Source organism: Sediminibacterium sp., assembly GCF_051860225.1.
Lineage (GTDB): Bacteria > Bacteroidota > Bacteroidia > Chitinophagales > Chitinophagaceae > Sediminibacterium.
The window spans coordinates 215110-238395 of the sequence record NZ_JBHYEI010000002.1 but is presented as its reverse complement, the minus strand read 5'-3'; the positions used below and the strand labels follow the sequence as shown (position 1 = coordinate 238395).

Sequence of the window (23286 nt, the reverse complement as noted above, 5' to 3'; positions counted from 1 at the left end):
GATAAATTGATTTCGATTAATCAATCCTTATTTCAGTAAAGCCTTGATATCATTTAGTTTCATCAATGCTTCTACAGGCGTTAATTGATTAATATCAATCGCATTCAATTTAGCGCGTATGCTTTCGAAGGTTTCGGTATGTGCATCAAATATGCTCAACTGTACTTTGGGTACGGATGCATTTTGCACCGCCTCTCTTACGAGATTGTTACCTGCTTCCTCTCGCACATGTTCTTTTTCTAACTGCTCCATTATCGCTGTTGCTCGGTTAATTAATGCAGTGGGCATGCCCGCCATTTTTGCTACCTGTATACCAAAGCTATGCGTGCTGCCGCCGGTAGCCATTTTGCGCAAGAAAATAATTTTATTGTTCAGCTCTTTGTGCGTGATATGGTAGTTTTTTACGCGGGGTAAATGTTCTTCCAATTCATTCAACTCATGGTAATGCGTTGCAAACAAAGTCTTCGGCGCAAAGGGGCTATTGTGTATGTATTCCACCATGCTCCATGCAATGGAAATGCCATCGTAAGTAGCTGTGCCTCTTCCTATTTCATCGAGTAATATCAAGGAGCGCTCACTCATATTATTAATGATGCTGGCCGTTTCATTCATCTCTACCATGAAGGTAGATTCGCCTCCACTTAAATTATCAGAAGCACCTACACGGGTAAATATTTTATCGGTTAGGGGGATCATAGCCGCCGCTGCGGGTACAAAAGATCCCATATGGGCCATCAAGGTGATGATCGCAGTTTGGCGCAGGAGCGCACTCTTACCACTCATATTCGGACCCGTTAAAATAATGATTTGCTGATCGGTTTTATTCAGTTCAATATCGTTCGATACATATTGCTCATCCAATGCCAGCTTGCGTTCTATCACAGGGTGGCGGCCTTCCTTAATCTGCAATTCCAATCCCTCATGGATCACTGGTTTTCTATATTGGTATTGCAATGCGTTTTCCGCAAAACAAATAATACAATCCAAGGTGGCCAGTATATTTCCGTTTACTTGAATAGGAGCGATATAGTCTTGTAAATCGGTAATGAGTTGATTGTACAATTCTTGCTCAATCGCTAAAATCTTGTCTTCGGCGCCAATAATTTTCTCTTCGTATTCTTTTAATTCTGGGGTGATGTATCGCTCTGCATTAGTCAAGGTTTGTTTGCGGATCCAATCGGCTGGCACTTTGTTTTTATGCGAATTGGTTACTTCTAAATAATAACCAAACACATTGTTGAAACTGATTTTGAGCGAATTGATTCCGGTTCTTTCTGCTTCTCTTTCTTGTATGTTTACCAAAAATTCTTTTCCACCATTGGCAATATTTCTTAACTGGTCTAATTCTTCATTTACGCCCGCTGCGATTACCCCTCCTTTGTTAATGAGTACTGCGGGGTTTTCTTGTATCTCTTTGTTGATGCGGGTTTGCATGGCTTCACAAGCATCCAACTGATTGGATAATTTGCCCAGCCATTGGTTGGGGCTATTATTCAATAGGGCTTTTACAATAGCTGTCTGCTCTAATCCCCTGGCCAATTGTACTACTTCTCTTGGGCCTATTTTTCTTAATGCAATCTTGCTTACTAATCTTTCAATATCTCCACATGCTTTAATGGCTGCGGCTAATTGTTGTCTTAGTTCGGTTTGTATAATGCCGTATTCAACGGCTTCTAGGCGTTCTTCAATTTGTTGTTTGTTCTTCAGTGGAAATACCAACCATCTTTTCAAAAGTCTTGCACCCATCGCACTCACGGTATTGTCGATCACTTGTAATAAAGAAGTATGTCCTTCTGATTGAAGGGGCAGTAATTCTAAATTGCGAATAGTGAATCGGTCCATCCACAAAAACTGATCACGTTCAATGCGTTGTATCTGCGTAATATGTTGCAGGTTCGGGTGCTCGGTGTCTTTTAAATAATGCAAGATGGCACTGGCCGCTATAATGGCTGCTGGCATGGTATCTATCCCAAATCCCTTTAGGGAATGGGTATTGAATTGCTTTACTAAATTTTCTCTGGCAAATCCTTCTTCAAATATCCATCGCTCCATGGTATAGGTATAAAACCTAGTTCCATATTGCTCTTTAAATTTCTTGAGGTAACTGCGTTCAAATATGACTTCTGCAGGTTGCATGCTCTGCAACAATTTGTCGATGTATTCTTCATTTCCTTCTGCTGCAAAAAATTCTCCGGTAGAAATATCTAATAAAGCAATGCCCGTATTATGTTCGGTATAATGAACGGCTGCTAAAAAATTATTGCTTTTATTTTCCAGCATTTTATCGCTGGTGGCAATGCCCGGTGTTACCATTTCGGTTACGCCTCTTTTCACAATGCCCTTCACCATTTTAGGGTCTTCCAATTGATCACAGATGGCAACTCTATGGCCTGCTTTTACCAACTTGTGTAAGTAAGTTTCTAATGAATGATGCGGAAACCCTGCGAGCTCGCTGGAAGCCGCAGCCCCATTGTTTCTTTTGGTAAGGGTAATGCCCAATACACGAGACGCAATAATGGCGTCTTCTCCAAATGTTTCATAGAAATCACCTACTCTAAATAACAAAACAGCATCGGGATATTTTTGCTTAATAGCCCGATGCTGTTGCATCAATGGGGTATCGTTACCTGATTTTGCCATGGCAACAAATATAATGATACCCGTAGTATATTTTTTGCCCTATCTTCTCACAGCTGGTCTTGCTGCTGGCAATGGTTTTCTTGGAAGCTTGGCATCACGCTGTGCAGTGTGGTACACAAAACTCGCCACGATGGTAGCCATTTGTTTTAAATCGTCTTCAATTAAATGGTCGTACACATCCATATTGCTGTGGTGGGTGCGGGTATCGTATTCAATGGGGTCTTGAATAAATTGAAACCCTGGTAATCCCACCCCATCAAATGATTGGTGATCGGTTCCACCGGTATTGTTGATGGTAACGGTTCCAGCACCTAAATCTTTGAATGGGGTTAACCATGCTTTAAAAATATTTCTACATGCTTCGTTGCCCTGTAAATAAATACCCCTGATTTTTCCGGTACCATTGTCGATATTGTAATAGCCAGATAATTTTTCGTGCTCTGGTAATAAGTTCATATCTGCTGGATCGGCAAAAGTCTTTTTTACATAACCTCTAGATCCCCAAAGGCCTTGTTCTTCTGCGCTCCATAATCCAATTCGGATGGTGCGCTTAGTTGAAATATTCAAGGCTTTTAAAATGCGCATTACTTCCATCATCACTGCTGAACCTGATGCGTTATCGGTTGCACCGGTTCCTGCCTGCCATGAATCTAAGTGTGCACCAATCATTACGATTTCATTTTTCAATACAGGGTCTGTGCCTGGTATTTCTCCAATCACATTATAGCCTTGTAAATCCTTGGTGTGAAACTTGGTTTTTACATCCACGTCTAATTTAACAGGGGTGCCTGTTTTAGCAATACGTAAAATGCTGTTGTAGTCTTCAATGCCTACCGCAATGTCTAAAAAGTTTTCTGGATCGGTTCCTTTGTATGCACCACCACCTTGCGCAAACACAGTGCCATCATGGCTTCTAGGGCCTCCGCTACTTAATAACGCTACTGCACCTTCTGCCTTGGCCATTTCTTTTAAGATGGCCATCATACGGGCTGCACCGCCTGGACCACGTTGTTGTTGCATGGCTTGCATTTGTCTTCTTTGTGCGGCTGTATCTACTGGTCTTGGAGGAGCCATGGTGGCGGCTTCCATTTTAGCCAATTCTTCATCGGTATATCGTACCGCATCTGCTTTAAATGAATGCTTATAAGTAACCAATTGATCCATCATGATTACTTTGCCTTTTAACTGGCCACTGTATTTCATCAAATCTGCACTGTCTTTAGCGCTGATCACCAATACTTCTGCATTTTGTAATTTTTTGTTGCCCGCTGTCCAAGTTTTTGGATAAATCATGATGGGTCTATAATAAGGCGCTGTCATGGCCATATAAGATTTTTCTAATTCCCAACCTTTTCCAAATTCACCCCATGCATCTAATTCCGCTTTTTCTACTCCGAAAGATTTTAGGGTATTGATGGCATAATTGGCAGCTCTGCTATAGCCTGGTGAATTGGCCAATCTTGGGCCACTCATATCGGTTAGGTTAAAAGCAATCTCCATCACTTTGGAATTTTCTAATCCTTCTTTGCGGATTCGATTGATCACGGCCTGGTCTACTGGCTCGGTGCTTTGGGCAAAAGCCATGATGGGGCTGGCTAGGGCTAATAGCAAGGAATGCTGAACAAATTTTCTCATACCTGTTTTGTTTCTGTTTGGTGAAATTGGTTTGTTTAAAAAGAGTTTGTTAATGTAGTTTTTTTCTAGAACAAACTGCTAAAGATTATTTGAATGGATGGGTTTACCTTTGCACCATGCGCAAATGGTCTATGCAAGAATTGGGGAGAAAGTCGATTGCCGATTTTAAAGAAGCCCCTAAAACCCCGCTGGTAGTGGTATTAGACAATATCCGAAGCATGCACAATGTGGGTTCGGTATTTAGAACAGCCGATTCTTTTCTGGTAGAAAAAATGTACTTATGTGGCTATACGCCCCAACCGCCGCATAGAGATATCAATAAGACTGCTTTAGGTGCTACGGAAACCGTTGCTTGGGAGTATACCCCAACTACTGTAGAAGCAGTGAAAGCATTGCAAGAACAGGGCTACAAAGTGTATGCTGTTGAACAAGCGGAGGGGGCTGTGTACCTAGATCAGTTTAATCTCCCCGCACAAAAAATCGCCATCGTGATGGGCAATGAAGTTGAAGGGGTCGCAGATGAAGTGCTTGATATTTGCGATGGTTGTATTGAAATTCCGCAACTGGGTTCTAAACATTCCCTAAACATTTCGGTGGCTGCGGGCATTATTATCTGGGCGATTACCGAACGCACCGTTTTAAAATAATTCAATTTGACTACTGTTAAAAAATACCTCAGCCTCGTAAAATTTTCTCATACCATTTTTGCCATGCCCTTTGCTTTTATTGGGTTCTTTTTGGCCATTCCAATGTTTACTGCTTCTGGTGGATGCATTATTATGCCGGGCACCATGTCTGGTATATTGTCGCCGATTTTGTTGCAGAAATTTGGTTTGGTATTGGTTTGTATGGTTACGGCTCGTAATGCGGCCATGGCGTTTAATCGGTATTTAGATCGTCATTTTGATGCGCTCAATCCGCGCACGGCTATTCGTGAAATACCTGCGGGCATTTTATCGGCGGAGTCGGCTTTGCGTTTTGTGATTGGCAATAGTATTGTTTTTGTAATTGCTACTTGGTTCATTAATCCGCTTTGTTTTTATCTGTCTTTTGTGGCGTTGTTTGTCGTGTTGTTTTACAGTTATACCAAGCGTTTCACAGCTTTATGTCATTTGGTATTAGGGGTGGGATTATCACTGGCTCCTATCGGGGCTTACTTAGCTGTTACGGGCAGTTTTGCTCTATTGCCTTTGTTGTTTTCTTTTGCCGTTATTTTTTGGGTGAGTGGTTTCGATATTATTTATGCTTTACAAGATGTAGACTTTGATCAATCGCATCAATTGAATTCTATTCCTGCTGCATTGGGTAAAGAGCGGGCGTTATGGGTAGCTCGTTTGTTGCATGTTTGCAGTGCTGCCTGTGTTACCATTGCTGGGATCTATGGTGGTTTTCATTGGTTGTATTTTATCGGTTATGGGGTGTTTGTGGGCATGCTCATTAATCAACATCGCTTAGTAAAACCCAATGATTTGAGTAAAGTGAACCTGGCTTTCATGACGAGTAACGGTATTGCTTCTGTGGTATTTGCTATTTTTGTCATCGCTGCTTTGTTTTTGCAGTACGGCTGGTGAGTACAGATTGAGTCTGCGGCGGGTATAATCCCCCCAATAACTAAAAATTATGGCTAGAATTATTTGTATTGATTATGGTGGTAAACGCACGGGCTTGGCAGTAACCGATCCTATGCAAATCATTGCCACTGCACTTACCACTATTCCTTCTAAAGAGCTGATTCCTTTTTTGAAAAATTATATGGTTACTGAACCCGTAGAATTAATCCTAATCGGGGAGCCGCTTAATTTAGACGATAGCCCTACCCATGGTACGCCCTTGGTCAAGAAAGCCATTCAAGATTTAACAAAAGCTTTTCCCGCTATTCCTATTCAAACAGTGGATGAACGTTACAGTTCTAAACTGGCGGTTCGAGCCATGGTAGATATGGGCATGAAGAAAAAAGACCGCCGCGAAAAAGGGAATATTGATCAGATTGCGGCTACCATGTTATTGCAAGAGTTTTTGCAAAACCGTTAACTGGCTTTGTTGGTTCGTTGTTTCGGGGTACTTTTGCCCCCATTATAATTAAATTAGCATGATTCTTCCTATTGTAGCGTATGGTGCACCTGTGTTAAGAAAGATAGCACAACCCATTACCAATGAATATCCTGGTCTTTCTAAACTCATTGAAGATATGTGGGAAACCATGTATTCGAGCAATGGCGTTGGTTTGGCTGCTCCACAGATTAACCGTGATATTCGGTTGTTTGTGGTAGACTCTGAGCAAATTTTTGAAAACTTAGAAGAAGATGAGCAGGGCAAATACAATGATGCGCCCGGTATTAAGAAAGTATTCATCAATGCGCAAATTGAAGAAATTCATGGCGAAGAATGGGCCTACAACGAAGGTTGTTTAAGCATTCCTAAAATTCGCGAAGACATTATGCGTGGCGAAGCGGTTACCATGACTTATTACGACGAAAATTTTAAGCAGTTCCGTTCTACTTTTTCTGGTATTACCGCTCGGGTTATCTTACACGAGTATGATCATATTGAAGGCAAATTATTCATTGATTATTTAAAGCCTTTGCGCAAGAAAATGTTGCAGGGTAAACTCAATGATATCAGTAAGGGCAAGATTAAAGTGGATTATAAAATGAGCTTTGCCAAATGAGGCCTTCACTGATTTTCGGATTGGTTTTTTCCTTTTGCTTTTTGCAATTGTCTTCAATGGTATTGGCGCAAGACAGTACCTTGATCATTGATGAAAAGCGTTTCACTTTATCGGAAGTAGTTGTTAGAAATAACCTCGATTATAAAATGCTCTTAGAGCAAATTAAGGAAGACACTACTTTTTACAAAGCCTTCAAGAACTTACGCATACTGGGTTTCAGCTCGTACAACGATATTCAAATGAAAGACAAGAAAGGCACTGTGGTGGCTTCTTTGTCTAGCAAAACGCGTCAAAATAGAATCAACGGTTGCAGAACCATGGACGTGTTAGAAGAAACCGTTACGGGCGATTTTTACGATCGTTCTGGGGAATATAATTATATGACTCCTGAATTGTACGCGAGTCTGTTTTTTACCAAAGGTACTATTTGCGGTGAAAACAATATTGTGGCAGGTAAGAAGCGGTCTGTTGCGGGTAAAAAAGGGATAGAGAAACACAAAGAACAATTGAAAATGTTGTTCTTTAACCCGGGTAAAAAAATATCGGGTATTCCTTTTATTGGTGACAAGCTAGACCTCTACGACGAAACCGCACATAAATATTACGATTATCGCTTAGATATCGAAGAATACAAGGGGGAACTCTGTTATGTATTTTCTATTATGCCTAAAGCCAATTTAGGGTTCATTAAAAATGATCGCATTGTGGTAGACCAAATGGTTACTTGGTTTAATATGAAAACCATGGCGGTATTGGCGCGCAATTATGCATTAAGCTATAAAGCGGGTGTGTATGATTTTGATGTGAGCATGGAAGTAGAAATGACCAACCTAGGCAATAATCTCATTGTTCCCAAAACACTTCGTTACAAAGGAAATTGGGATGTGATCTTTAAGAAGCGTGAAAGGGCAATATTTACTGCCACGCTATTCGACTTCAAGCGTAATTAATGGCTTAATTTAATTTTCTTCCTGGTAGTACCCTGGTCTTTTTATCAATCTTATTGATATCAGTTAATTTAACCACCAACCTTACATCGGCTACATTGCCATTACCGTCTCCTGCAGATGCTCTGTATATATTTCTATCGTAAGGAATTTCTACTGTGCCATTGTCCCAGTTATTTCCTGCAATTACAAATTTATCCTCGCTTTCTGCTGGAACAAAAAGGAAAGAATTACCATTCTCGAAGCTAACTCTTACGCCATTCATATCGCCAGACTCTGCTATACCTGGAGTATATGCGGGTATTACAATTTCATTAATTAGTTTGCCATTGATAAAGCGTACGCCTCCAGAAGCTACTTCTGCTTTTGCACTATCTAATGCCCTTGTTAATGTGAGCTTTTGATCTATATAAAATTGTACCCTTTTAATATCTACATTATACGCCATCAACTTCATTTGCAATTCACGCGTGAAGGGTACGTATTCGCTTTTGTTGTTTGTATTGGGGATGTTAACAGGCGAATTATTGTACTGTGGAATGTTGTTAAGCGGTTGATTATTGTTGAGCTGTGGGTTATTGTATAATGTACCACTGTTATTATATAGGGTACCACTATTGGTATTGCTGCCTAGGTTGGTTCCCGCATTGAAATTGGTTGGTGTATTTTGTTGTGCACTACTTTTCAAATACCCTTTGGTATTACTACCACTGTTTACACTACCAGCACAGCCAGTAAGTAAACCTAATCCAATAATCACGATGCCTGTTAGTGAACGAGACATATCTTTAGTTTTTAATTTGTTTAGCAAGTTCCGATATTTTAAGTGAATATTTTAGTTAAAGCTTGATTTACTGCCGTTTAATTCAATTTAATCCGTTAAAATCACTACCAGTTGGTAGAAGCTTTCCGATTTTGTTGCAACAAACCGTCATAAAATAACAAATTTACGTATTTGCCGCATTGTCCCGTAATAGGCCCTTATTTATTTTCGGTGGTATCAATCCAACCGTAAAAAAATTTATTATGCGCATTATTGACCGTTTGTATCAATACTTAGAATTCCATGCTTTAAGCGCTTATGCTTTTGAACAGCGTTGCCAATTAAGTAATGGTTATTTGGGTAAGCAGTTCCGTGCCAAGGGTACCATGGGCTCGGCGGTCTTACTTAAAATACAAGAATGTTTTACCGATTTAAATATTCATTGGCTACTTACCGGGAAAGGTAAAATGATTCGGCAGGTTTTGCCTTATACCGTAGATGAAGAGCCTGATGCAGCCATGGTATTATTGTTGCAAGAACAAATTGCCCTACTCGAAAAATCTTTGGCCGATAAAAATGAATTGATTCATTTGCTCAAAAAAAAGCGCCCCTTAAAAAGGAGCGCTTTGGCAGTTTAGTTTTGGCTGATATTAATCTATGCTTTGTTTTATGCATTCTCTTCTGCATAAGATGAAACTGGTTCGCAGGTGCAAATCAAGTTTCTATCTCCATGTGTATTATTTACTCTTGCTACACTTGGCCAGAATTTATTTAAGGTTACATAATACAATGGAAAAGCGGCTTCTTGTCTGCTGTATGGTCGTGTCCACTCATCGGCACAAACCACGGCTTGTGTATGTGGGGCATGCTTCAACGGGTTATTCAATTTGTCTGCTTTTCCTGTTTCTATGTCTTTGATTTCTCCGTGAATGGCAATTAATGCATCACAGAAGCGATCTAATTCTGCTTTGTCCTCGCTTTCTGTTGGTTCTATCATAATAGTTCCAGCAACTGGGAAACTCATGGTAGGAGCGTGGAAGCCGTAATCAATCAATCGCTTGGCCACATCTTCTGCTTCTATGCCGGCTGATTGCTTGAATGGTCTTAGGTCTACAATGAATTCATGGGCACAGGTTCCATTTTTTCCAGTGTATAAAATAGGGTAGTAGTTTTCTAACCTTGCTTTCATGTAGTTGGCATTTAAAATAGCATATTCCGTGCTCATTCTAATACCATCTGCGCCCAACATTTTAATATAAGCGTAGCTGATTAATAAAATACTCGCTGATCCAAATGGGGCAGCACTTACTTCTAATCCTGTTTTTTCATATCCTAATAAATGCCCTGGTAAGAATGGGGCTAATTTATCATTCACACATATAGGTCCCATTCCTGGGCCACCACCACCATGCGGGATGGCAAATGTTTTGTGCAAATTCAAGTGGCAAACATCGGCTCCAATCATCCCTGGACTAGTTAATCCAACTTGTGCATTCATATTGGCTCCATCCATGTAAACCAATCCACCATTCTCGTGAATTAATGCACAAATTTCTTTAATGGTTTCTTCGAATACTCCGTGGGTTGATGGGTAAGTAACCATTAAGCCTCCTAGGGTATCTTTGTATTGTTCTGCTTTTGCTTTTAAATCGGCTACGTCAATATTTCCCGCTTCGTCACATTTTACTACCACCACTTTAAAGCCCGCCATTACTGCACTTGCGGGGTTAGTACCGTGTGCACTAATTGGAATCAATACAATATTTCTATGTGCTTCATTGCGGCTTTTATGGTATTCTCTAATCGTTAATAAGCCAGCATATTCTCCTTGTGCGCCGCTATTCGGTTGTAAACTACATGCAGTAAATCCGGTTACTGCACATAAATATTGATTCAGCTCGGTTAATATTTGTTGGTATCCTGCTGTTTGATCAATCGGTACAAAAGGATGTAAGCCTCCAAATGATGGCCAGCTTACTGGGATCATTTCTGTTGCTGCATTTAATTTCATGGTACAGCTTCCTAAACTGATCATGCTGGTATTCAACGAAAGATCTTTGTTCTCCAAAGATTTGATGTAACGCATCATTTGGCTTTCGCTGTGATGCGTATTAAATACGGGATGAGTTAAATAAGGGCTGGTTCTACTTAAACTGCTCGGCAATGCGCTGCTATTTGCGCTTAAATCTAATGCTGTTGCCGTTTTGCCGGTTACTTGTTCAAATACGTGTACCAATGCTTGTACATCAGCTACTGTAGTGGTTTCATCTATACTGATGCCTACTGTTCCATCATTAAAATAGCGGAAATTAATGCCTGCGTTTTCTGCTGTTGTTTTTAACTGCGTTGCATCTACTCCACTAATATGTAGGGTATCAAAAAATGCGGTATTATTTTGTTGTATGCCTAAGCTGGTTAATGCTTTTGCTGTTGCATTAGCTAATAGGTGAACCCTGGATGCAATATTTTTCAATCCTGCTGGTCCATGGTACACTGCATACATAGCAGCCATATTAGCCAACAATGCTTGTGCGGTACAAATATTAGAAGTCGCTTTTTCGCGTTTGATATGTTGTTCCCTGGTTTGTAATGCCATTCTTAAGGCACGATTTCCTTGTGCATCAATACTTACGCCTATTAATCTTCCTGGCATACCTCTTTTGAATTCGTCGCTGGTGGCAAAGAATGCAGCATGTGGTCCACCGTATCCCATTGGTACACCAAAACGTTGTGCCGATCCTACGGCCACGTCTGCACCTAATTCTCCTGGAGAAGTTAGTACGGTTAACGCCAATAAATCGGTGGCCATGATGACATATGCATTGGCCGAATGTACGTTTTGAATGAATGCTTTATAATCTTCTACTGAACCATTATTAGCCGGATATTGTAGAATGGCGCCAAAATAGGTTTCGTCAATGCTTGCTGCCTGATAGTCCCCAAATACCAATTCTATTTGAATCGGTTCCGCGCGCGTGATTAATACTTGCTTGGTTTGTGGAAATATATTGTTGTCTACAAATAATTTGGGCTTGGTAATATTATCTGTTTTATTAGCAATATGAAACAACATCGCCATGGCTTCCGCTGCTGCTGTTGCTTCATCTAATAAAGATGCATTGGCCATTGGTAATCCGGTTAGGTCGGTTACCATGGTTTGGAAGTTCAATAGACTTTCCAATCTGCCTTGTGATATTTCTGCCTGATAAGGGGTATACTGGGTATACCATCCTGGATTTTCAAAAATATTTCTTAGGATAACACTTGGTGTAATAGTGCCGTAATATCCTTGCCCTATGAAGTTTTTATATAATTTATTTTTTTCAGCTACTTTCTTCAATGCTGCTAAGTACTCAAACTCTCCAATAGCTGCAGGTACATTTAGGTTCCCTTTAATTCTAATGCTATCTGGTATGGTTTTGCTAATTAAAGACTCAACACTAGGCTCCTGAATGGTTTTTAACATTGCATTCAAATCTGATGCATTGGGTCCAATATGTCTTCTCTGAAATTCGGTGGATTGTTGCTCAAATAAATTCATACTCAACGGGCTTTTTTGGTGGCGCAAAGGTAATAAGTATGAACATCAATTTAACTGCTTTGTTGAGCGAATAGCATAATTTTACTGCGTTGTGATTAATTTCTTAATATGTTTAATGGATACTTGTGGAAGACTTGATGATTAATTGGGAAAAAAAATCTGCCGAGCACCAAAAAAAGTACGGGCAGTTTTTAAAGAAAGCGAATAAGAACAAAGTATTAAAAGTACTGCCCGATTTGCATGAAAAGGCTTTTGAGCAAATCAATTGCTTGGAATGTGCCAATTGTTGTAAGAATTACTCTCCTAGGTTTAAACAGCCTGATATCAAAAGAATCAGTAAGTACCTGGGTATGAAGGAAACGGCCTTTATTGATCAATACCTCAACCTAGATTCGGATGGAGATTATGTAGTTAAGTCTACACCATGCCCATTTTTAGGGCAGGATAATATGTGCAGCATTTATGATGAGCGACCTTCTGATTGTGCTCGTTTCCCTTATACCGATGAAGATGTATTGTTGAAGCGGCCGCTGATTACTTTAAAAAATTCCAGTTTCTGTCCTGCCGTTTATCATGTTATGGAGAATTTAATGGCAATTGTGAAATAGGCTTATTGCTAATACTTCATTTTCCTAAGTGCGGGTGCTTTAAACCAAGTAGCTACTACCACTAGTATGGTCATTGATCCTCCAAAAACAACCGATGGTATTACGCCCATTATTTTTGCTGCCAATCCACTTTCAAACTGGCCCAATTCATTGCTGCTGTTGATGAACATCGAGTTTACACTCATGACCCTTCCGCGCATATGGTCGGGTGTTTTCATTTGTACTATTGTTCCTCTGATGATTACACTAATGCCATCTAGTATGCCGCTTAATAGGAGCGCAAAGAAAGAGAGCCAAAATAATTTGGAGAGCGCAAATACAATGATGCAAGCGCCAAATCCTCCCACGGCCCATAGCAATATTTTTCCTTGATTGGTTCTTAATGGAAAGATGGTTGCTAATACAATAATACAGATGGCACCTATATCGGTGGCTGCATTCAACCAACCAAATCCAATGGGGCCTACTGCTAAAATATCTCTGGCAAATACGGGTACCATGGCTACTGCTCCACCAAAAAACACAGCAAATAAATCTAGGGATAAAGCACCCAATACTTCCTTGGTTTTAAATACAAATTGTAAGCCCTCTTTCACACTTTCTAATCCGGTCTTTTCCCCTTTCTTATTCAATGCTGGTTTGGCTTTGAGCTGGTATAGAAAAATAAATCCGGTTGCTATGAAACTCACTATGATGAGTAGGGCGCCGGTATTGCCAATACCCGCAATTAAAAATCCTGCTACTGCATGGCCTGTTACCGATGCCGATAACCAAATGCCTTGATTCCAAGTAGTGGCACTTTGCAATTGTTCCCTTGGTACGATTGCTGCCAACATGGTTCCAAATAAAGGCCCGGTGAATGCACGGATAATTCCCGTACAAAAGATGACGATGTAAATGGAAAATGCTACCCAATTTTTTCCCAATTGCTCCAACGAATAATGGGTACTTAGTAATAACAGGGCAATGGCGCAGCTTAAATAGAATAATATTCCTCTGAGTAAGAGTTTTCTTTTTTCGCTTATATCAATAATATATCCTGCATACAATGCCAATGATACCGCTGGTATTACTTCGGCTAGTCCAATCAATCCAATGGCAAATGGCTCATTCGTTAATTCGTATATCCACCATCCAGTTAATGTGCCTAACATTCTTAACCCCATGATAAATAAAAATCGTCCCGTTAATAGATGCCTGAATTCGGGTATCCCCAATACCTTGAATGTTTCGTTTTGTTGCTTTGTTACTGGGGGCATTGGATTTTTCTAGGGTAGGGTAAAATAATGTTGTCCGTGGTCTAAATCTTTTTCTAATGCATCTAAAACCACTTGCACATGTGCAGGGTTTCCTATAAAGTCTGCATTACTTGCGTCTATGAAAATGGTTTTAATATGGTGCTGTTTTATATAATGGGTATATGTCTCTTGTATATTAAACAAATACTCATCTGGGATGGCTTGCTCAAATGGCCGGTTCCTTTTTTTTATATTTTGTTGCAACTTATTAACGGGTGCATGCAAGTAAATTAACAGGTCTGGAAATACCAATTGTTGATGTATTATATCAAATAGCTTTTGATATAACCTAAATTCTTCCTCGGGTAAATTAACCTTGGCAAATAATAAGCATTTGGTAAATAAATAATCTGAAATTGTAATGCTTTGAAATAAATCTTTGGTATGCACTAATTCTTTCAATTGCTTATAGCGTTCAGCCATAAAAAACAATTCCAATGGAAAAGCATATTGCCCTGGATTATCGTAAAACTTAGACAAAAATGGATTGTCTGCAAATTCTTCTAGGATAATTCTTGCGTTGAGTTGCTTGGCTAGAATATTTGCCAACGTGGTTTTGCCTGCTCCAATATTCCCCTCTATCGTAATAAACTGATGCTTCATGAATTTGCTACTGAGCGGTCAAAATTAAACGCTGATGCGTTCCTTATATCATTTTTTTTTGCACATCCCCTTGGTCAGGGCATTCTTGTAATAACTCAGCCATGGTTTTTTGTATAACTGGATGCACCAATTCGGAGGCTATTTCTACCAGGGGTATTAAGGCAAATCTTCGTTGATGCATGGCGGGATGTGGTAATTGTAAAAGGGGCGTATCCAATACCATTTGATCAATTTGTAATATATCTAAGTCTATAATGCGCGGCCCCATTTTGATGGTTCTGGTACGTCCCATAGTTGTTTCAATCGCTAGCAATCGTCTCATTAATTCTCCTGGGTCTAGCGCTGTTTCTAGCATCAATGCTTGGTTTAAGAAGCCTGGCTGATCCGTAAATCCCCATGGGGCGGTTTCATAATAAGCAGATTGTTTAACTATTTGCCCACATTGTTGTTGTATATATGAACTGGCATTTTTTAGGTAGCTTGATTTGTCTCCTAAGTTGCTTCCGATTAATAAATAGGCTATATGCATAAATTGGTAGTGTACTAAGCATCAAATATCTTTAATTAATAATCGGTTAATCAATTAATATGAGAGGATTTTTAAAAATAGTATTGGGAACATTTATTGCGTTGGTACTTTTTACGCTTATTGGCGTATTCGTTTTAATCGGCATTGCTACAAGTGCTGCATCTTCAGATAAACCCATTATTGGATCTAAAGCGGTCCTTGTATTAGACCTCGCTGTTCCACTTAAGGAACAATTTAAAGAAGATCCTTTTGCTACCTTGCTTAACGAAGGAGAAGAGGAAGCTCCCTCTTTGTTTCAAGTGATTCAATTATTGAAATACGCACAGAAAGATTCTGCTGTGAAGGGATTATATATTCTATGTGCTGATAATGCCAATGGTTTTGCTGCAAGCGAAGAATTGCGTAAAGCAGTGGTTGATTTTAAGAACAGTGGGAAATTTGTAGTTGCTCATGGTGAAGTGATTTCACAAAAAGGATATTATATTGGTAGTGCTGCCAACGAATTATATTGTAATCCGCAAGGTGGGGTAGATTGGAGTGGATTCTCTACTAATTTATTTTTCTTAAAAGGGATGTTGGATAAACTAGAGATTCAACCCCAAATTTTTTATGCAGGTAAATTTAAGAGTGCTACTGAACCACTGCGTGAAACTAAAATGACCGAGGCTAATAAATTACAAACTGGTGTTTGGTTGGGTGAATTATATACCCATTTTTTGCAGGCTGCTGCTATGTCTAGAAATAAAGACACGGCCGAATTAAGAAATCTGGCTTTAAAAGGGTTAGTACAAACCGCACATGATGCTAAACGATATGGTTTGGTAGACGATTTAAAATATGATGATCAAATTAAAGCTGGTATTAGCAAGAAATTAAGACAGGAAATAAAAACCAAGATCAATTTTGTGAGTCTTTCAGACTATGCACAAGCGGCTGATTACGCATCTGTAGGTAGTGAAAAAATCGCAGTGGTTTTTGCTAATGGAGATATTGTTTCGGGCCAGGGGGATGATGAAATGATTGGAAGTGATAGTTACAAAAATATTTTGCGTAAAATTCGTTTTGATAAATCTATCAAAGCGGTTGTTTTCAGAATCAATTCTGGGGGTGGAAGTTCTTTAGCCAGCGAAGTGATTTGGAGAGAAATTTCTTTAATTAAAAAAGAAAAGCCAGTAGTGGTAAGTATGGGTGATGTGGCTGCTTCTGGTGGTTATTATATTGCTTGTAATGCTGATTCTGTATTTGCCAATGCAAATACCATTACGGGTTCAATTGGTGTTTTCAGTGTGGTGCCCAATATGCAATCTTTTTTTAAGAATAAAATTGGGGTCACTTTTGATGGAGTTAAAACTGCACCATATGCTGATATGGGTGATATTAGTAAGCCTTTAAACGATAATGAGAAAAGGTATTTTCAGTCTTCGGTAGACAGTATTTATGCTACTTTCTTAGCTAGGGTTGCTGATGGTAGAAACTTAGGAATTGCAGCGGTAGATAGCATTGCACAAGGACGTGTGTGGACTGGTACCAGCGCTAAAAAGATTGGCTTAACAGATAGAGTAGGAGGTTTACAAGATGCAATTGATTGTGCTGCTCGCATGGCGGATATTAAAAAGAGCGACATTAAATTAAAAGAGTATCCCGAAAAAAAATCTTTCATAGAGCAAATAATGGGCGGATACAAAAAGTCGGTATCTACTCAATTAATGAAAGAACAAATTGATCCTGCGGTTTTACCAATACTGAATGAATTAAAACAAGTGAAGCAAATGGTGGGTATTCCTCAAGCAAGGATTCCCTTTATGGTTAATATACAATAGATTTGCCCAAAACAAGTAGGATGAGTAAACCGTATAGCCAATTGCAGGCCATGATGGCCATTACCAAAGGGAGTTTAAGGTCTATTTTCAGAAGTCCTTCAGCAGTAATTTTCAGTATTGCTTTTCCCATGATTTTTATTTTGGTGTTTGGTTTTATTGGTAGTGGAGGGAAGGTAAACGTTAATATCGCTTTTGCCGAAGGTTCTGATACTTTAAATCCTATTTATCAAAGTCTTAAACAGATTTCGGGAATTAAAGTAACTAATAAAAAAGGCATCCCCTTAAAAGAAGACTTAGAAAAAGGGAGAATAACCGCTGTCATAAATATAGTAAAACAACCAACTAGTGCAGTTCCGCCTTATAGTATTCAATTAACTAGTTCTGAAGCAGCTAATCCACAAAATATTCAAGTGCTTCAATCCATTTTGAATGCGGTAATAAGTGGGATCAATCAACAACAGTTTCCATCTACCCCTACAATTGCTACCATTAATAAAGAAGTTAAAAAAATACCTGGTAGAGTTTACAGAACAATCGATTTTATTTTGCCTGGGCAATTGGGTTTTTCCTTATTAAGTGCGGGTGTTTTTGGGGTGGCATTTTTGTTCTTTAATTTAAGGCAACAACTGGTGCTGAAGCGTTTTTATGCTACGCCCATCAAACGTTCTTATATTGTTTTAGGGGAGGCATTGAGCAGGGTTATTTTTCAAATGATAACTGCTGTTATCATTATTTTAGTAGGGCACTATGCGTTTCATTTTACTTTAGTGAATGGCTTAGTTACGTTTGCCGAAATCATGGTCCTAAGTTTTATTGCTTTGATTTTATTTATGGGCTTTGGATTTATTGTTAGTAGTGTTGCCAAGAGTGAAAGCACTATTCCTCCATTTGCCAACCTGATTACTTTGCCTCAGTTTTTATTAGCGGGTACATTCTTCTCGATTGATAATTTTCCCACATGGTTGCAACCCATTTCGCGCATGCTTCCGTTAACTCATTTTAACAATGCCATGCGCAATATTGCTTTTGAAGGCGCTGGCTTAAAAGACTGTGGTTTTGAACTAGGTGTATTAGGTATCTGGATTGTAATTGTTTATATCGTTGCGTTTAAAACCTTTAAATGGGAGTAAGATGAAATTAATAAAATTAGGATTGATTAGTGTTTTGGTATTGGGCGTAATAATTACTTCCATTGGGTTATTGTTCCCATCTACTGTGTTGGTTTCAAGAGCGGTGGATATTAAAGCCCCAAAGGATTCTGTTAAGAATAAAATTACTGATATTCAACAATGGGCTTCGTGGGTAAATGGAATGAATGACGCTTCAGTTTCCATAGAATCTGCTAGTAAAGCAAAATTGGGAAATTCTTTGGTGCTAATAACACAAGTCACTGATTCTACTGTTGTATCTTCTTGGACTAGCTTAAATGGGCAGCAACAAATAAGTACCATGCGCTTAATTGGGGGAAATCCAGGTCAAGACTTTGTGGTGGTACAATGGCAATTTGTACAACAAATTGGATGGTATCCTTGGGAACGTTTTTCTTCGATGATGAACGATAAGATTTTGGGAACAATGATGGAGCAGAACTTACAATCCCTTAAGAAGAATCTAGAAAAATAAAAGTTACTCTAATTAAAAAACCCCGAATCGATAAATCGATCGGGGCTTTTTGTTGTTACGAACTAATTGGGATACAACATCATTAGTTGGCAGGATCTGCCGGTGTATTCGGGTTGTTATCTCGTTCTCTGCTAGGGTAAGGGAAGAAGGTTCTTTTTCTTTCTCCTGCAGGACGGCCTAGTCTTCGGTTGTCTTCTAATCTCATTCCACTCATACATAACTCTATACAGCGTTGACGATAAATTTCATCAATCAATGCAGCAGTAGTAACTGGTCCACTGTATGCAGTTAATCCACCACCTACGCCAAAAGGATCGGCACTTGGTAACTGCGTTCTTACTGCGTCTATTTCTGCAACGGCTGCCGTTAAATTAGGGGCTGATTGTCTTACAAAACATTCTGCTCTAATCAAACGCATTTCGTCTGGTAAATATACAGGAATTGCCTGTGTAGGTGCGTTAAAGAAACCCCTAATTCTATAGCGTGGTTGTATAGTAGGATTGATTGCTGTATAAAATGGAATACGCTGATCATTTAAATCTGGTGCTAACGCTGTAGGTAAACCTAAGGTTGAATCCAATATTTGAAACACGTTATTGGTTGCAGTTGCTGTGGTAAATATAGGGTTGGTTACAATGGCATCGTACCCTAAAACAGCACCATTAAAGTTTAAGTCTACTGCATTTGCTGCAGTTGTTGCACTCGCAAAATCTCCTGCAAACAAACTGTAATGTGCAATTAACGCATTAATAGTATTATTAAAGAATGCAGCATTTACCGTGGTTGGAACATTTGCATAAAATGCAGCATTTGGGGCATTGGCTCCTAATGCAGTTTGTGCAGCGCGTAAAGTGCTTACTGCTCTTCTAAATCCATCTGCTCTGCTTTGGAATGTTGCTGGTGTTGCAAGTGTTCCTGGAGCTGCAGGGATTTGTTCAAAGAACATAGATAAATTACCTATTGCCAATGCTTTAAAAATACTTGCATAAGCAATTAAGCCAGCTGCGTATGCTTTATCTCCTAATTTATTAGCACCATTAATCACATTGTCTGCATCATAAATGATCTTATTATTCCAAGTCCACATATTGCCTACAATGCCATTTAAATTGTCTACTACCGCACCTCCGGTGAATAATTGAAACTCATCCGTATTACCTGCGTTCATTAGCCTGAATTCGTTGGTAAGTGCTCCAGCCGCTGTAATACCGTTGTATACCGGACTAAGTCTTCCGTTGCTGTAAACGTTTTGTAATCCAACAGCAACACCTGCTAATCCTCTTGGCGTAGAAAATGCATCTGTATCGCCAATTGCTCCGGGGTTGGTAAAGTCTTGCTTGCATCCAACCAAACTTAATCCGGATAAAATAATCAATAATAATTTTTTCATGTTAACTAGTTTGATGGGTTTAGAAATTTGCTACAACACCGAATTGGAAAGTCTTCGGAATAGGTACGTTACCAAAGTCAACCCCTCTGAACAAACTGCTTTGTCCGGTAGAGTTGGTTTCAGGATCGTATCCTCTGTAGTTGTCCCATGATATTAAGTTTCTTCCTGTTAGCGTTACGGTTAAGTTGGTGAATAAATTGGTCACTTTGCCAAATGAATAACCTACAGATACTTCGCGTAATTTAGTGAAAGAGCCATCGTCTACTCTCCACTCTTCAATTCCATAAATTCCGCTGATATAGCCTCTTGGAAGTTCTCCTTTATGTTCTCTTTGTGCAAATTCACTACCATTACCAACTCCTTGTCTTGTTCTGAAATCTGCATTAAATACTTCTGCTCCAGCTACTCTGTCTAATTGGAAACCAAAATTCCATTTTTTGTAAGTGAAGCTGTTAATTAAAGTTGCAGTGTAAGTTGGGTTAGGCGAACCTAGTACAGATCTTAGAATAGTAGAATTAGGTCCTGTAGTATATGGCAAGCCTGTTGCAGGGTCTAAAGTTGGTGTTCCAAATGGTTGACCATTCGCAATAGGACCTCTTGCTGTTTGTGGTATACCTGCAGCATTTTTAACTTCTGTTCCATTTGCATTTCTTGCAAAGAAAGTTGAATAAAATACTGGGGCATCATATCCTGGAATCAATGCAAATACTGCACCTGTTGGCGCTGCAAATGAAATGAACGGAACGCCTAAGTTTTCAATTCTGTTTTTGTTCTTATTAAAGTTACCAGTGATTTCCCATGAAAAGTCTTTGTTCTTAATAGGAACTGCAGTAACCATAATTTCAAAACCTTTGTTGCTTAAAGATCCAACATTCTTAGTTGCTGTAGGGAAACCAGAACTTGGTGCATTGGTAATATTCGGTACCAATAAATCTGTTACTTTTTTGTTGTAATAGTTAACAGTAATTTGTAAGCGGTTGCCTAATAAAGCGATGTCTGTTCCAATTTCAAGTTCCTTCTGACGCTCTGGTTTTAAATCAGAACTAATTGTTGCAGAAGGAGAAGTTAAACTTGTTCTTCCTAAGAAAGGAGAGATATTGTAGATATTGAAACGATCGTACGCTCCAATACCAGTTAAGTTTCCACTTTCACCATATGCTGCACGAATCTTAAAAACATCCACTGTTTTTGCCAAAGATGAATTTTTGAAGAACTCTGTTTCAGATATAATATAGTTACCACTTACTTTAGGGTAGAAGAAGTTTCTATTATTCTTGTCAAAAACAGATGATCCATCAATTCTACCTGCAACGGTTACAAATAATTGATTATTGAATTTGAAGTTTTGCTGTAAGAAGAAACCACGAATTGATCTTTCACTTCTTCCATCTGAGTTAGGCAACAAAGTGCTACCACCTGTTGCTGTAGAAATACCTGGTAATAATCCACGGCTTTGTGCTAAAATGTATTGCGCTTTCTCATATTGCTCAGAATATCCAAACTGTGTTACAGAAGACAATTTATTGGTTAGTTGTGTAGTGTAGGTGAAGTTTAAATCGTGGTTAAAGAACGTAGAATTAAAACTTGCTGCACTAGCATAACCATTTAATGTTGGGTCTAATGTTGCACCGCCGCCATAAAATCCAGGACTAGCATTGTATGGAAATGGAGGAATAAAAGTGGTTCCGTTTTGTGCAATATTGTCTAAACCTGCTGTATAGTCTATTACCAATCCCTTTACTGGGAACAACTTAAATCCTACATTAGAAACGGTTCTATTGGTTACGTTTCTTTGTTTGATATCGTTGATAATTGTTAAAGGATTTACACGTCCTCTTTCACCTACTCCTAGTAAATTACCATTCACGTCTCTTGCACGGATATTGTGAAAGTTTCCAATAATCGTCATTGAGTTAATAGGAGAGAAGAAGCTGTTTCCGTCTGGTTTTTCATTGGTTGCATTATTGGTATAATTGATACCCGCATTCCAACTAAACCAGTTGTTTACTTTGTTGTCTAAGTTTAATCTGAAACCAAATCGAGTATTGTCTGTTCCTCTAATAATACCTTGATTGGTATTGTAGTTTAAAGAAGCAAAATAGCGCATTTTATCTTGACCACCTGTGATAGATACATTGTTATCGGTACCCATTCCTGTTCTGAAAATATCATCTTGGTAATCGTAACGAGTAACAGGAGTAGTAGTGGTTTGGAAAGGAGCTGTTATGATATCTTGTGTTAAAGCACCTGGTCCATCTGTAGGTCCGCCAAACTTGGTAGTAGCATTATTAAATACCAAACGCTTTCTCAATGAATTGGTATTTACCTTAGAACTAAATGTAATTTTTGGCGCGCCAGTAGATCCTCTTTTAGTAAAGATTTGAATAACCCCTGCATTTGCTCGGCTACCATAAATAGCAGCTGCTGCAGCACCGTTCAATACTTCAATACGATCAATATCATTTGGGTTTATATCTACCATTCTGTTTTGACCAACACTACCATAAGTGTCATAGTCACTTTGTGCATTGGTTACTCTTGCATTTGAGTTGTTTAAAATAACTCCATCAATGATGTACAAAGGATCTGAAGAACCAGAGATTGAGCTAACACCACGCAGTTTCACACTCATGCCACCTGCTGGGTCACCAGAGTTTTGAGTGATTTGCGCTCCTGGAACTTTACCTTGTAAAGAAGCAATTGCATTAGGAGAACCTGCATTGTTAATTTGACTTCCTTTAACAGTACCAATAAAGTTTCCTAATTGCTTTTTAGTGGTACCCTGAGAAGTACCAGTTACCACTACTTCATCTAATCCAGTAGCGTCCTCTTTTAAGGAAGCATCAAAACTAAAGCTGCCAGTGGTAGAAGTAATGCTTAAACTCTTTTCTGCAGACCTAAATCCAACAGAAGAAATCACTACCTCATATTTACCTTGCTTTAAGTTAACTACAAACTGATAAGTACCATCAACAGCAGAAGCTGTTCCAGCACCAGAGTTTTTGATAGTGATTGATGCGCCAGGTACTGGAAGTCCCTTGCTGTCCGTCACTTTTCCTTTAATGGTTGTTTGGGCTTGCAAGCCAATTGTCAATGTAATACCGAAGAGAAGGAAGCACAACTTCGATAAAACACTGGCCTTGCCAATGTTAACATTCATATGCGTATCGTTTTGGGTTTTGAAAAACAGTATAAATATATAATATGTGCGGGAATATCTT

19 protein-coding genes are annotated in these 23286 nt (G+C 39.1%); 10 read left to right on the top strand and 9 right to left on the bottom strand.

Annotation, left to right across the window (positions count from 1 at the left end; translation table 11 throughout):
• Nucleotides 1-27 precede the first annotated feature (27 nt).
• Both mutS and ACTIEI_RS07845 read right to left on the bottom strand, forming a co-directional pair.
• The gene (mutS, locus tag ACTIEI_RS07850; RefSeq protein WP_439505741.1) at nucleotides 28-2640 is read right to left on the bottom strand and encodes a DNA mismatch repair protein MutS; all 2613 of its coding nucleotides are present in this window, start codon (nucleotides 2638-2640) and stop codon (nucleotides 28-30) included.
• Between the two features lie 39 nt (nucleotides 2641-2679).
• Entirely contained in the window at nucleotides 2680-4275 is a 1596-nt protein-coding gene (locus ACTIEI_RS07845; RefSeq protein ID WP_439505740.1) for a M20/M25/M40 family metallo-hydrolase, read from the bottom strand.
• A gap of 116 nt (nucleotides 4276-4391) precedes the next feature.
• On the opposite strand from ACTIEI_RS07845, the gene ACTIEI_RS07840 reads away from it, so the two are divergent.
• Genes ACTIEI_RS07840 through ACTIEI_RS07820 form a run of 5 tightly spaced genes read left to right on the top strand, consistent with a single transcriptional unit; the run spans nucleotide 4392 to nucleotide 7893 of the window.
• Nucleotides 4392-4922 (top strand): RNA methyltransferase, encoded by a 531-nt coding sequence (locus tag ACTIEI_RS07840; RefSeq protein WP_439505739.1) that lies wholly within the window; start codon nucleotides 4392-4394, stop codon nucleotides 4920-4922.
• A gap of 6 nt (nucleotides 4923-4928) precedes the next feature.
• A complete protein-coding gene (locus ACTIEI_RS07835; protein ID WP_439505738.1) occupies nucleotides 4929-5846 on the top strand; it encodes a UbiA-like polyprenyltransferase in 918 nt (305 codons plus the stop codon).
• A 49-nt stretch (nucleotides 5847-5895) separates the two neighbouring features.
• On the top strand, nucleotides 5896-6306 hold the full coding sequence (gene ruvX / locus ACTIEI_RS07830) for a Holliday junction resolvase RuvX (RefSeq protein ID WP_439505737.1): 411 nt from the start codon (nucleotides 5896-5898) through the stop codon (nucleotides 6304-6306).
• Between the two features lie 58 nt (nucleotides 6307-6364).
• Entirely contained in the window at nucleotides 6365-6943 is a 579-nt protein-coding gene (def, locus tag ACTIEI_RS07825; RefSeq protein ID WP_439505736.1) for a peptide deformylase, read from the top strand.
• On the top strand, nucleotides 6940-7893 hold the full coding sequence (locus ACTIEI_RS07820; RefSeq protein ID WP_439505735.1) for a hypothetical protein: 954 nt from the start codon (nucleotides 6940-6942) through the stop codon (nucleotides 7891-7893). Before def ends, ACTIEI_RS07820 begins: the two co-directional genes overlap by 4 nt.
• A 4-nt stretch (nucleotides 7894-7897) precedes the next feature.
• Here ACTIEI_RS07820 and ACTIEI_RS07815 read toward each other — a convergent pair whose 3' ends face one another.
• Nucleotides 7898-8674, bottom strand: coding sequence for a hypothetical protein (locus ACTIEI_RS07815; RefSeq protein ID WP_439505734.1), 777 nt, complete (start codon nucleotides 8672-8674; stop codon nucleotides 7898-7900).
• A gap of 242 nt (nucleotides 8675-8916) precedes the next feature.
• On the opposite strand from ACTIEI_RS07815, the gene ACTIEI_RS07810 reads away from it, so the two are divergent.
• Nucleotides 8917-9291 carry a hypothetical protein gene (locus ACTIEI_RS07810; protein WP_439505733.1) on the top strand — a complete coding sequence of 125 codons (375 nt, stop codon included), beginning with the start codon at nucleotides 8917-8919 and terminating at the stop codon, nucleotides 9289-9291.
• 29 nt (nucleotides 9292-9320) lie between these two features.
• On the opposite strand, the gene gcvP is transcribed toward ACTIEI_RS07810, so the two are convergent.
• Nucleotides 9321-12194: an aminomethyl-transferring glycine dehydrogenase gene (gcvP, locus tag ACTIEI_RS07805; RefSeq protein WP_439505732.1), complete on the bottom strand. Its 2874-nt coding sequence runs from the start codon at nucleotides 12192-12194 to the stop codon at nucleotides 9321-9323.
• Nucleotides 12195-12319: 125 nt separating this feature from the next.
• On the opposite strand from gcvP, the gene ACTIEI_RS07800 reads away from it, so the two are divergent.
• Entirely contained in the window at nucleotides 12320-12802 is a 483-nt protein-coding gene (locus ACTIEI_RS07800) for a YkgJ family cysteine cluster protein (RefSeq protein WP_439505731.1), read from the top strand.
• An 8-nt stretch (nucleotides 12803-12810) separates the two neighbouring features.
• Here ACTIEI_RS07800 and ACTIEI_RS07795 read toward each other — a convergent pair whose 3' ends face one another.
• From ACTIEI_RS07795 to folK, 3 genes are read right to left on the bottom strand one after another with little or no spacing between them, the layout of a single operon-like run.
• Nucleotides 12811-14061 (bottom strand): MFS transporter, encoded by a 1251-nt coding sequence (locus ACTIEI_RS07795; protein ID WP_439505730.1) that lies wholly within the window; start codon nucleotides 14059-14061, stop codon nucleotides 12811-12813.
• Between the two features lie 9 nt (nucleotides 14062-14070).
• Nucleotides 14071-14703, bottom strand: coding sequence for a deoxynucleoside kinase (locus ACTIEI_RS07790; protein ID WP_439505729.1), 633 nt, complete (start codon nucleotides 14701-14703; stop codon nucleotides 14071-14073).
• A 43-nt stretch (nucleotides 14704-14746) separates the two neighbouring features.
• Entirely contained in the window at nucleotides 14747-15232 is a 486-nt protein-coding gene (folK, locus tag ACTIEI_RS07785; RefSeq protein WP_439505728.1) for a 2-amino-4-hydroxy-6-hydroxymethyldihydropteridine diphosphokinase, read from the bottom strand.
• A gap of 59 nt (nucleotides 15233-15291) precedes the next feature.
• Between folK and sppA the strand changes: the two genes are divergently transcribed.
• Genes sppA through ACTIEI_RS07770 form a run of 3 tightly spaced genes read left to right on the top strand, consistent with a single transcriptional unit; the run spans nucleotide 15292 to nucleotide 18675 of the window.
• Nucleotides 15292-17052 carry a signal peptide peptidase SppA gene (gene sppA, locus ACTIEI_RS07780; protein WP_439505727.1) on the top strand — a complete coding sequence of 587 codons (1761 nt, stop codon included), beginning with the start codon at nucleotides 15292-15294 and terminating at the stop codon, nucleotides 17050-17052.
• Nucleotides 17053-17072: 20 nt separating this feature from the next.
• Nucleotides 17073-18182 (top strand): ABC transporter permease, encoded by a 1110-nt coding sequence (locus ACTIEI_RS07775; protein WP_439505726.1) that lies wholly within the window; start codon nucleotides 17073-17075, stop codon nucleotides 18180-18182.
• Between the two features lies 1 nt (nucleotide 18183).
• Entirely contained in the window at nucleotides 18184-18675 is a 492-nt protein-coding gene (locus ACTIEI_RS07770) for a hypothetical protein (protein WP_439505725.1), read from the top strand.
• A gap of 82 nt (nucleotides 18676-18757) precedes the next feature.
• Here the strand turns inward: ACTIEI_RS07770 and ACTIEI_RS07765 are convergent, their stop codons facing one another.
• The gene (locus ACTIEI_RS07765) at nucleotides 18758-20065 is read right to left on the bottom strand and encodes a RagB/SusD family nutrient uptake outer membrane protein (protein WP_439505724.1); all 1308 of its coding nucleotides are present in this window, start codon (nucleotides 20063-20065) and stop codon (nucleotides 18758-18760) included.
• A 19-nt stretch (nucleotides 20066-20084) separates the two neighbouring features.
• Nucleotides 20085-23225 carry a SusC/RagA family TonB-linked outer membrane protein gene (locus ACTIEI_RS07760; RefSeq protein WP_439505723.1) on the bottom strand — a complete coding sequence of 1047 codons (3141 nt, stop codon included), beginning with the start codon at nucleotides 23223-23225 and terminating at the stop codon, nucleotides 20085-20087.
• Between the last annotated feature and the right edge of the window lie 61 nt (nucleotides 23226-23286).

Excerpts from the sequence above, each read along its gene's own strand:
- ACTIEI_RS07810 (WP_439505733.1), top strand. The coding sequence starts at position 8,917 with ATGCGCATTATTGACCGTTTGTATCAATACTTAGAATTCCATGCTTTA.
- ACTIEI_RS07845 (WP_439505740.1), bottom strand. The coding sequence starts at position 4,275 with ATGAGAAAATTTGTTCAGCATTCCTTGCTATTAGCCCTAGCCAGCCCC.
- ACTIEI_RS07815 (WP_439505734.1), bottom strand. The coding sequence starts at position 8,674 with ATGTCTCGTTCACTAACAGGCATCGTGATTATTGGATTAGGTTTACTT.
- mutS (WP_439505741.1), bottom strand. The coding sequence starts at position 2,640 with ATGGCAAAATCAGGTAACGATACCCCATTGATGCAACAGCATCGGGCT.
- ACTIEI_RS07760 (WP_439505723.1), bottom strand. The coding sequence starts at position 23,225 with ATGAATGTTAACATTGGCAAGGCCAGTGTTTTATCGAAGTTGTGCTTC.
- ACTIEI_RS07770 (WP_439505725.1), top strand. The coding sequence starts at position 18,184 with ATGAAATTAATAAAATTAGGATTGATTAGTGTTTTGGTATTGGGCGTA.
- ruvX (WP_439505737.1), top strand. The coding sequence starts at position 5,896 with ATGGCTAGAATTATTTGTATTGATTATGGTGGTAAACGCACGGGCTTG.
- gcvP (WP_439505732.1), bottom strand. The coding sequence starts at position 12,194 with ATGAATTTATTTGAGCAACAATCCACCGAATTTCAGAGAAGACATATT.
- sppA (WP_439505727.1), top strand. The coding sequence starts at position 15,292 with ATGAGAGGATTTTTAAAAATAGTATTGGGAACATTTATTGCGTTGGTA.
- ACTIEI_RS07820 (WP_439505735.1), top strand. The coding sequence starts at position 6,940 with ATGAGGCCTTCACTGATTTTCGGATTGGTTTTTTCCTTTTGCTTTTTG.
- folK (WP_439505728.1), bottom strand. The coding sequence starts at position 15,232 with ATGCATATAGCCTATTTATTAATCGGAAGCAACTTAGGAGACAAATCA.
- ACTIEI_RS07765 (WP_439505724.1), bottom strand. The coding sequence starts at position 20,065 with ATGAAAAAATTATTATTGATTATTTTATCCGGATTAAGTTTGGTTGGA.
- ACTIEI_RS07840 (WP_439505739.1), top strand. The coding sequence starts at position 4,392 with ATGCGCAAATGGTCTATGCAAGAATTGGGGAGAAAGTCGATTGCCGAT.
- ACTIEI_RS07795 (WP_439505730.1), bottom strand. The coding sequence starts at position 14,061 with ATGCCCCCAGTAACAAAGCAACAAAACGAAACATTCAAGGTATTGGGG.
- def (WP_439505736.1), top strand. The coding sequence starts at position 6,365 with ATGATTCTTCCTATTGTAGCGTATGGTGCACCTGTGTTAAGAAAGATA.
- ACTIEI_RS07790 (WP_439505729.1), bottom strand. The coding sequence starts at position 14,703 with ATGAAGCATCAGTTTATTACGATAGAGGGGAATATTGGAGCAGGCAAA.
- ACTIEI_RS07775 (WP_439505726.1), top strand. The coding sequence starts at position 17,073 with ATGAGTAAACCGTATAGCCAATTGCAGGCCATGATGGCCATTACCAAA.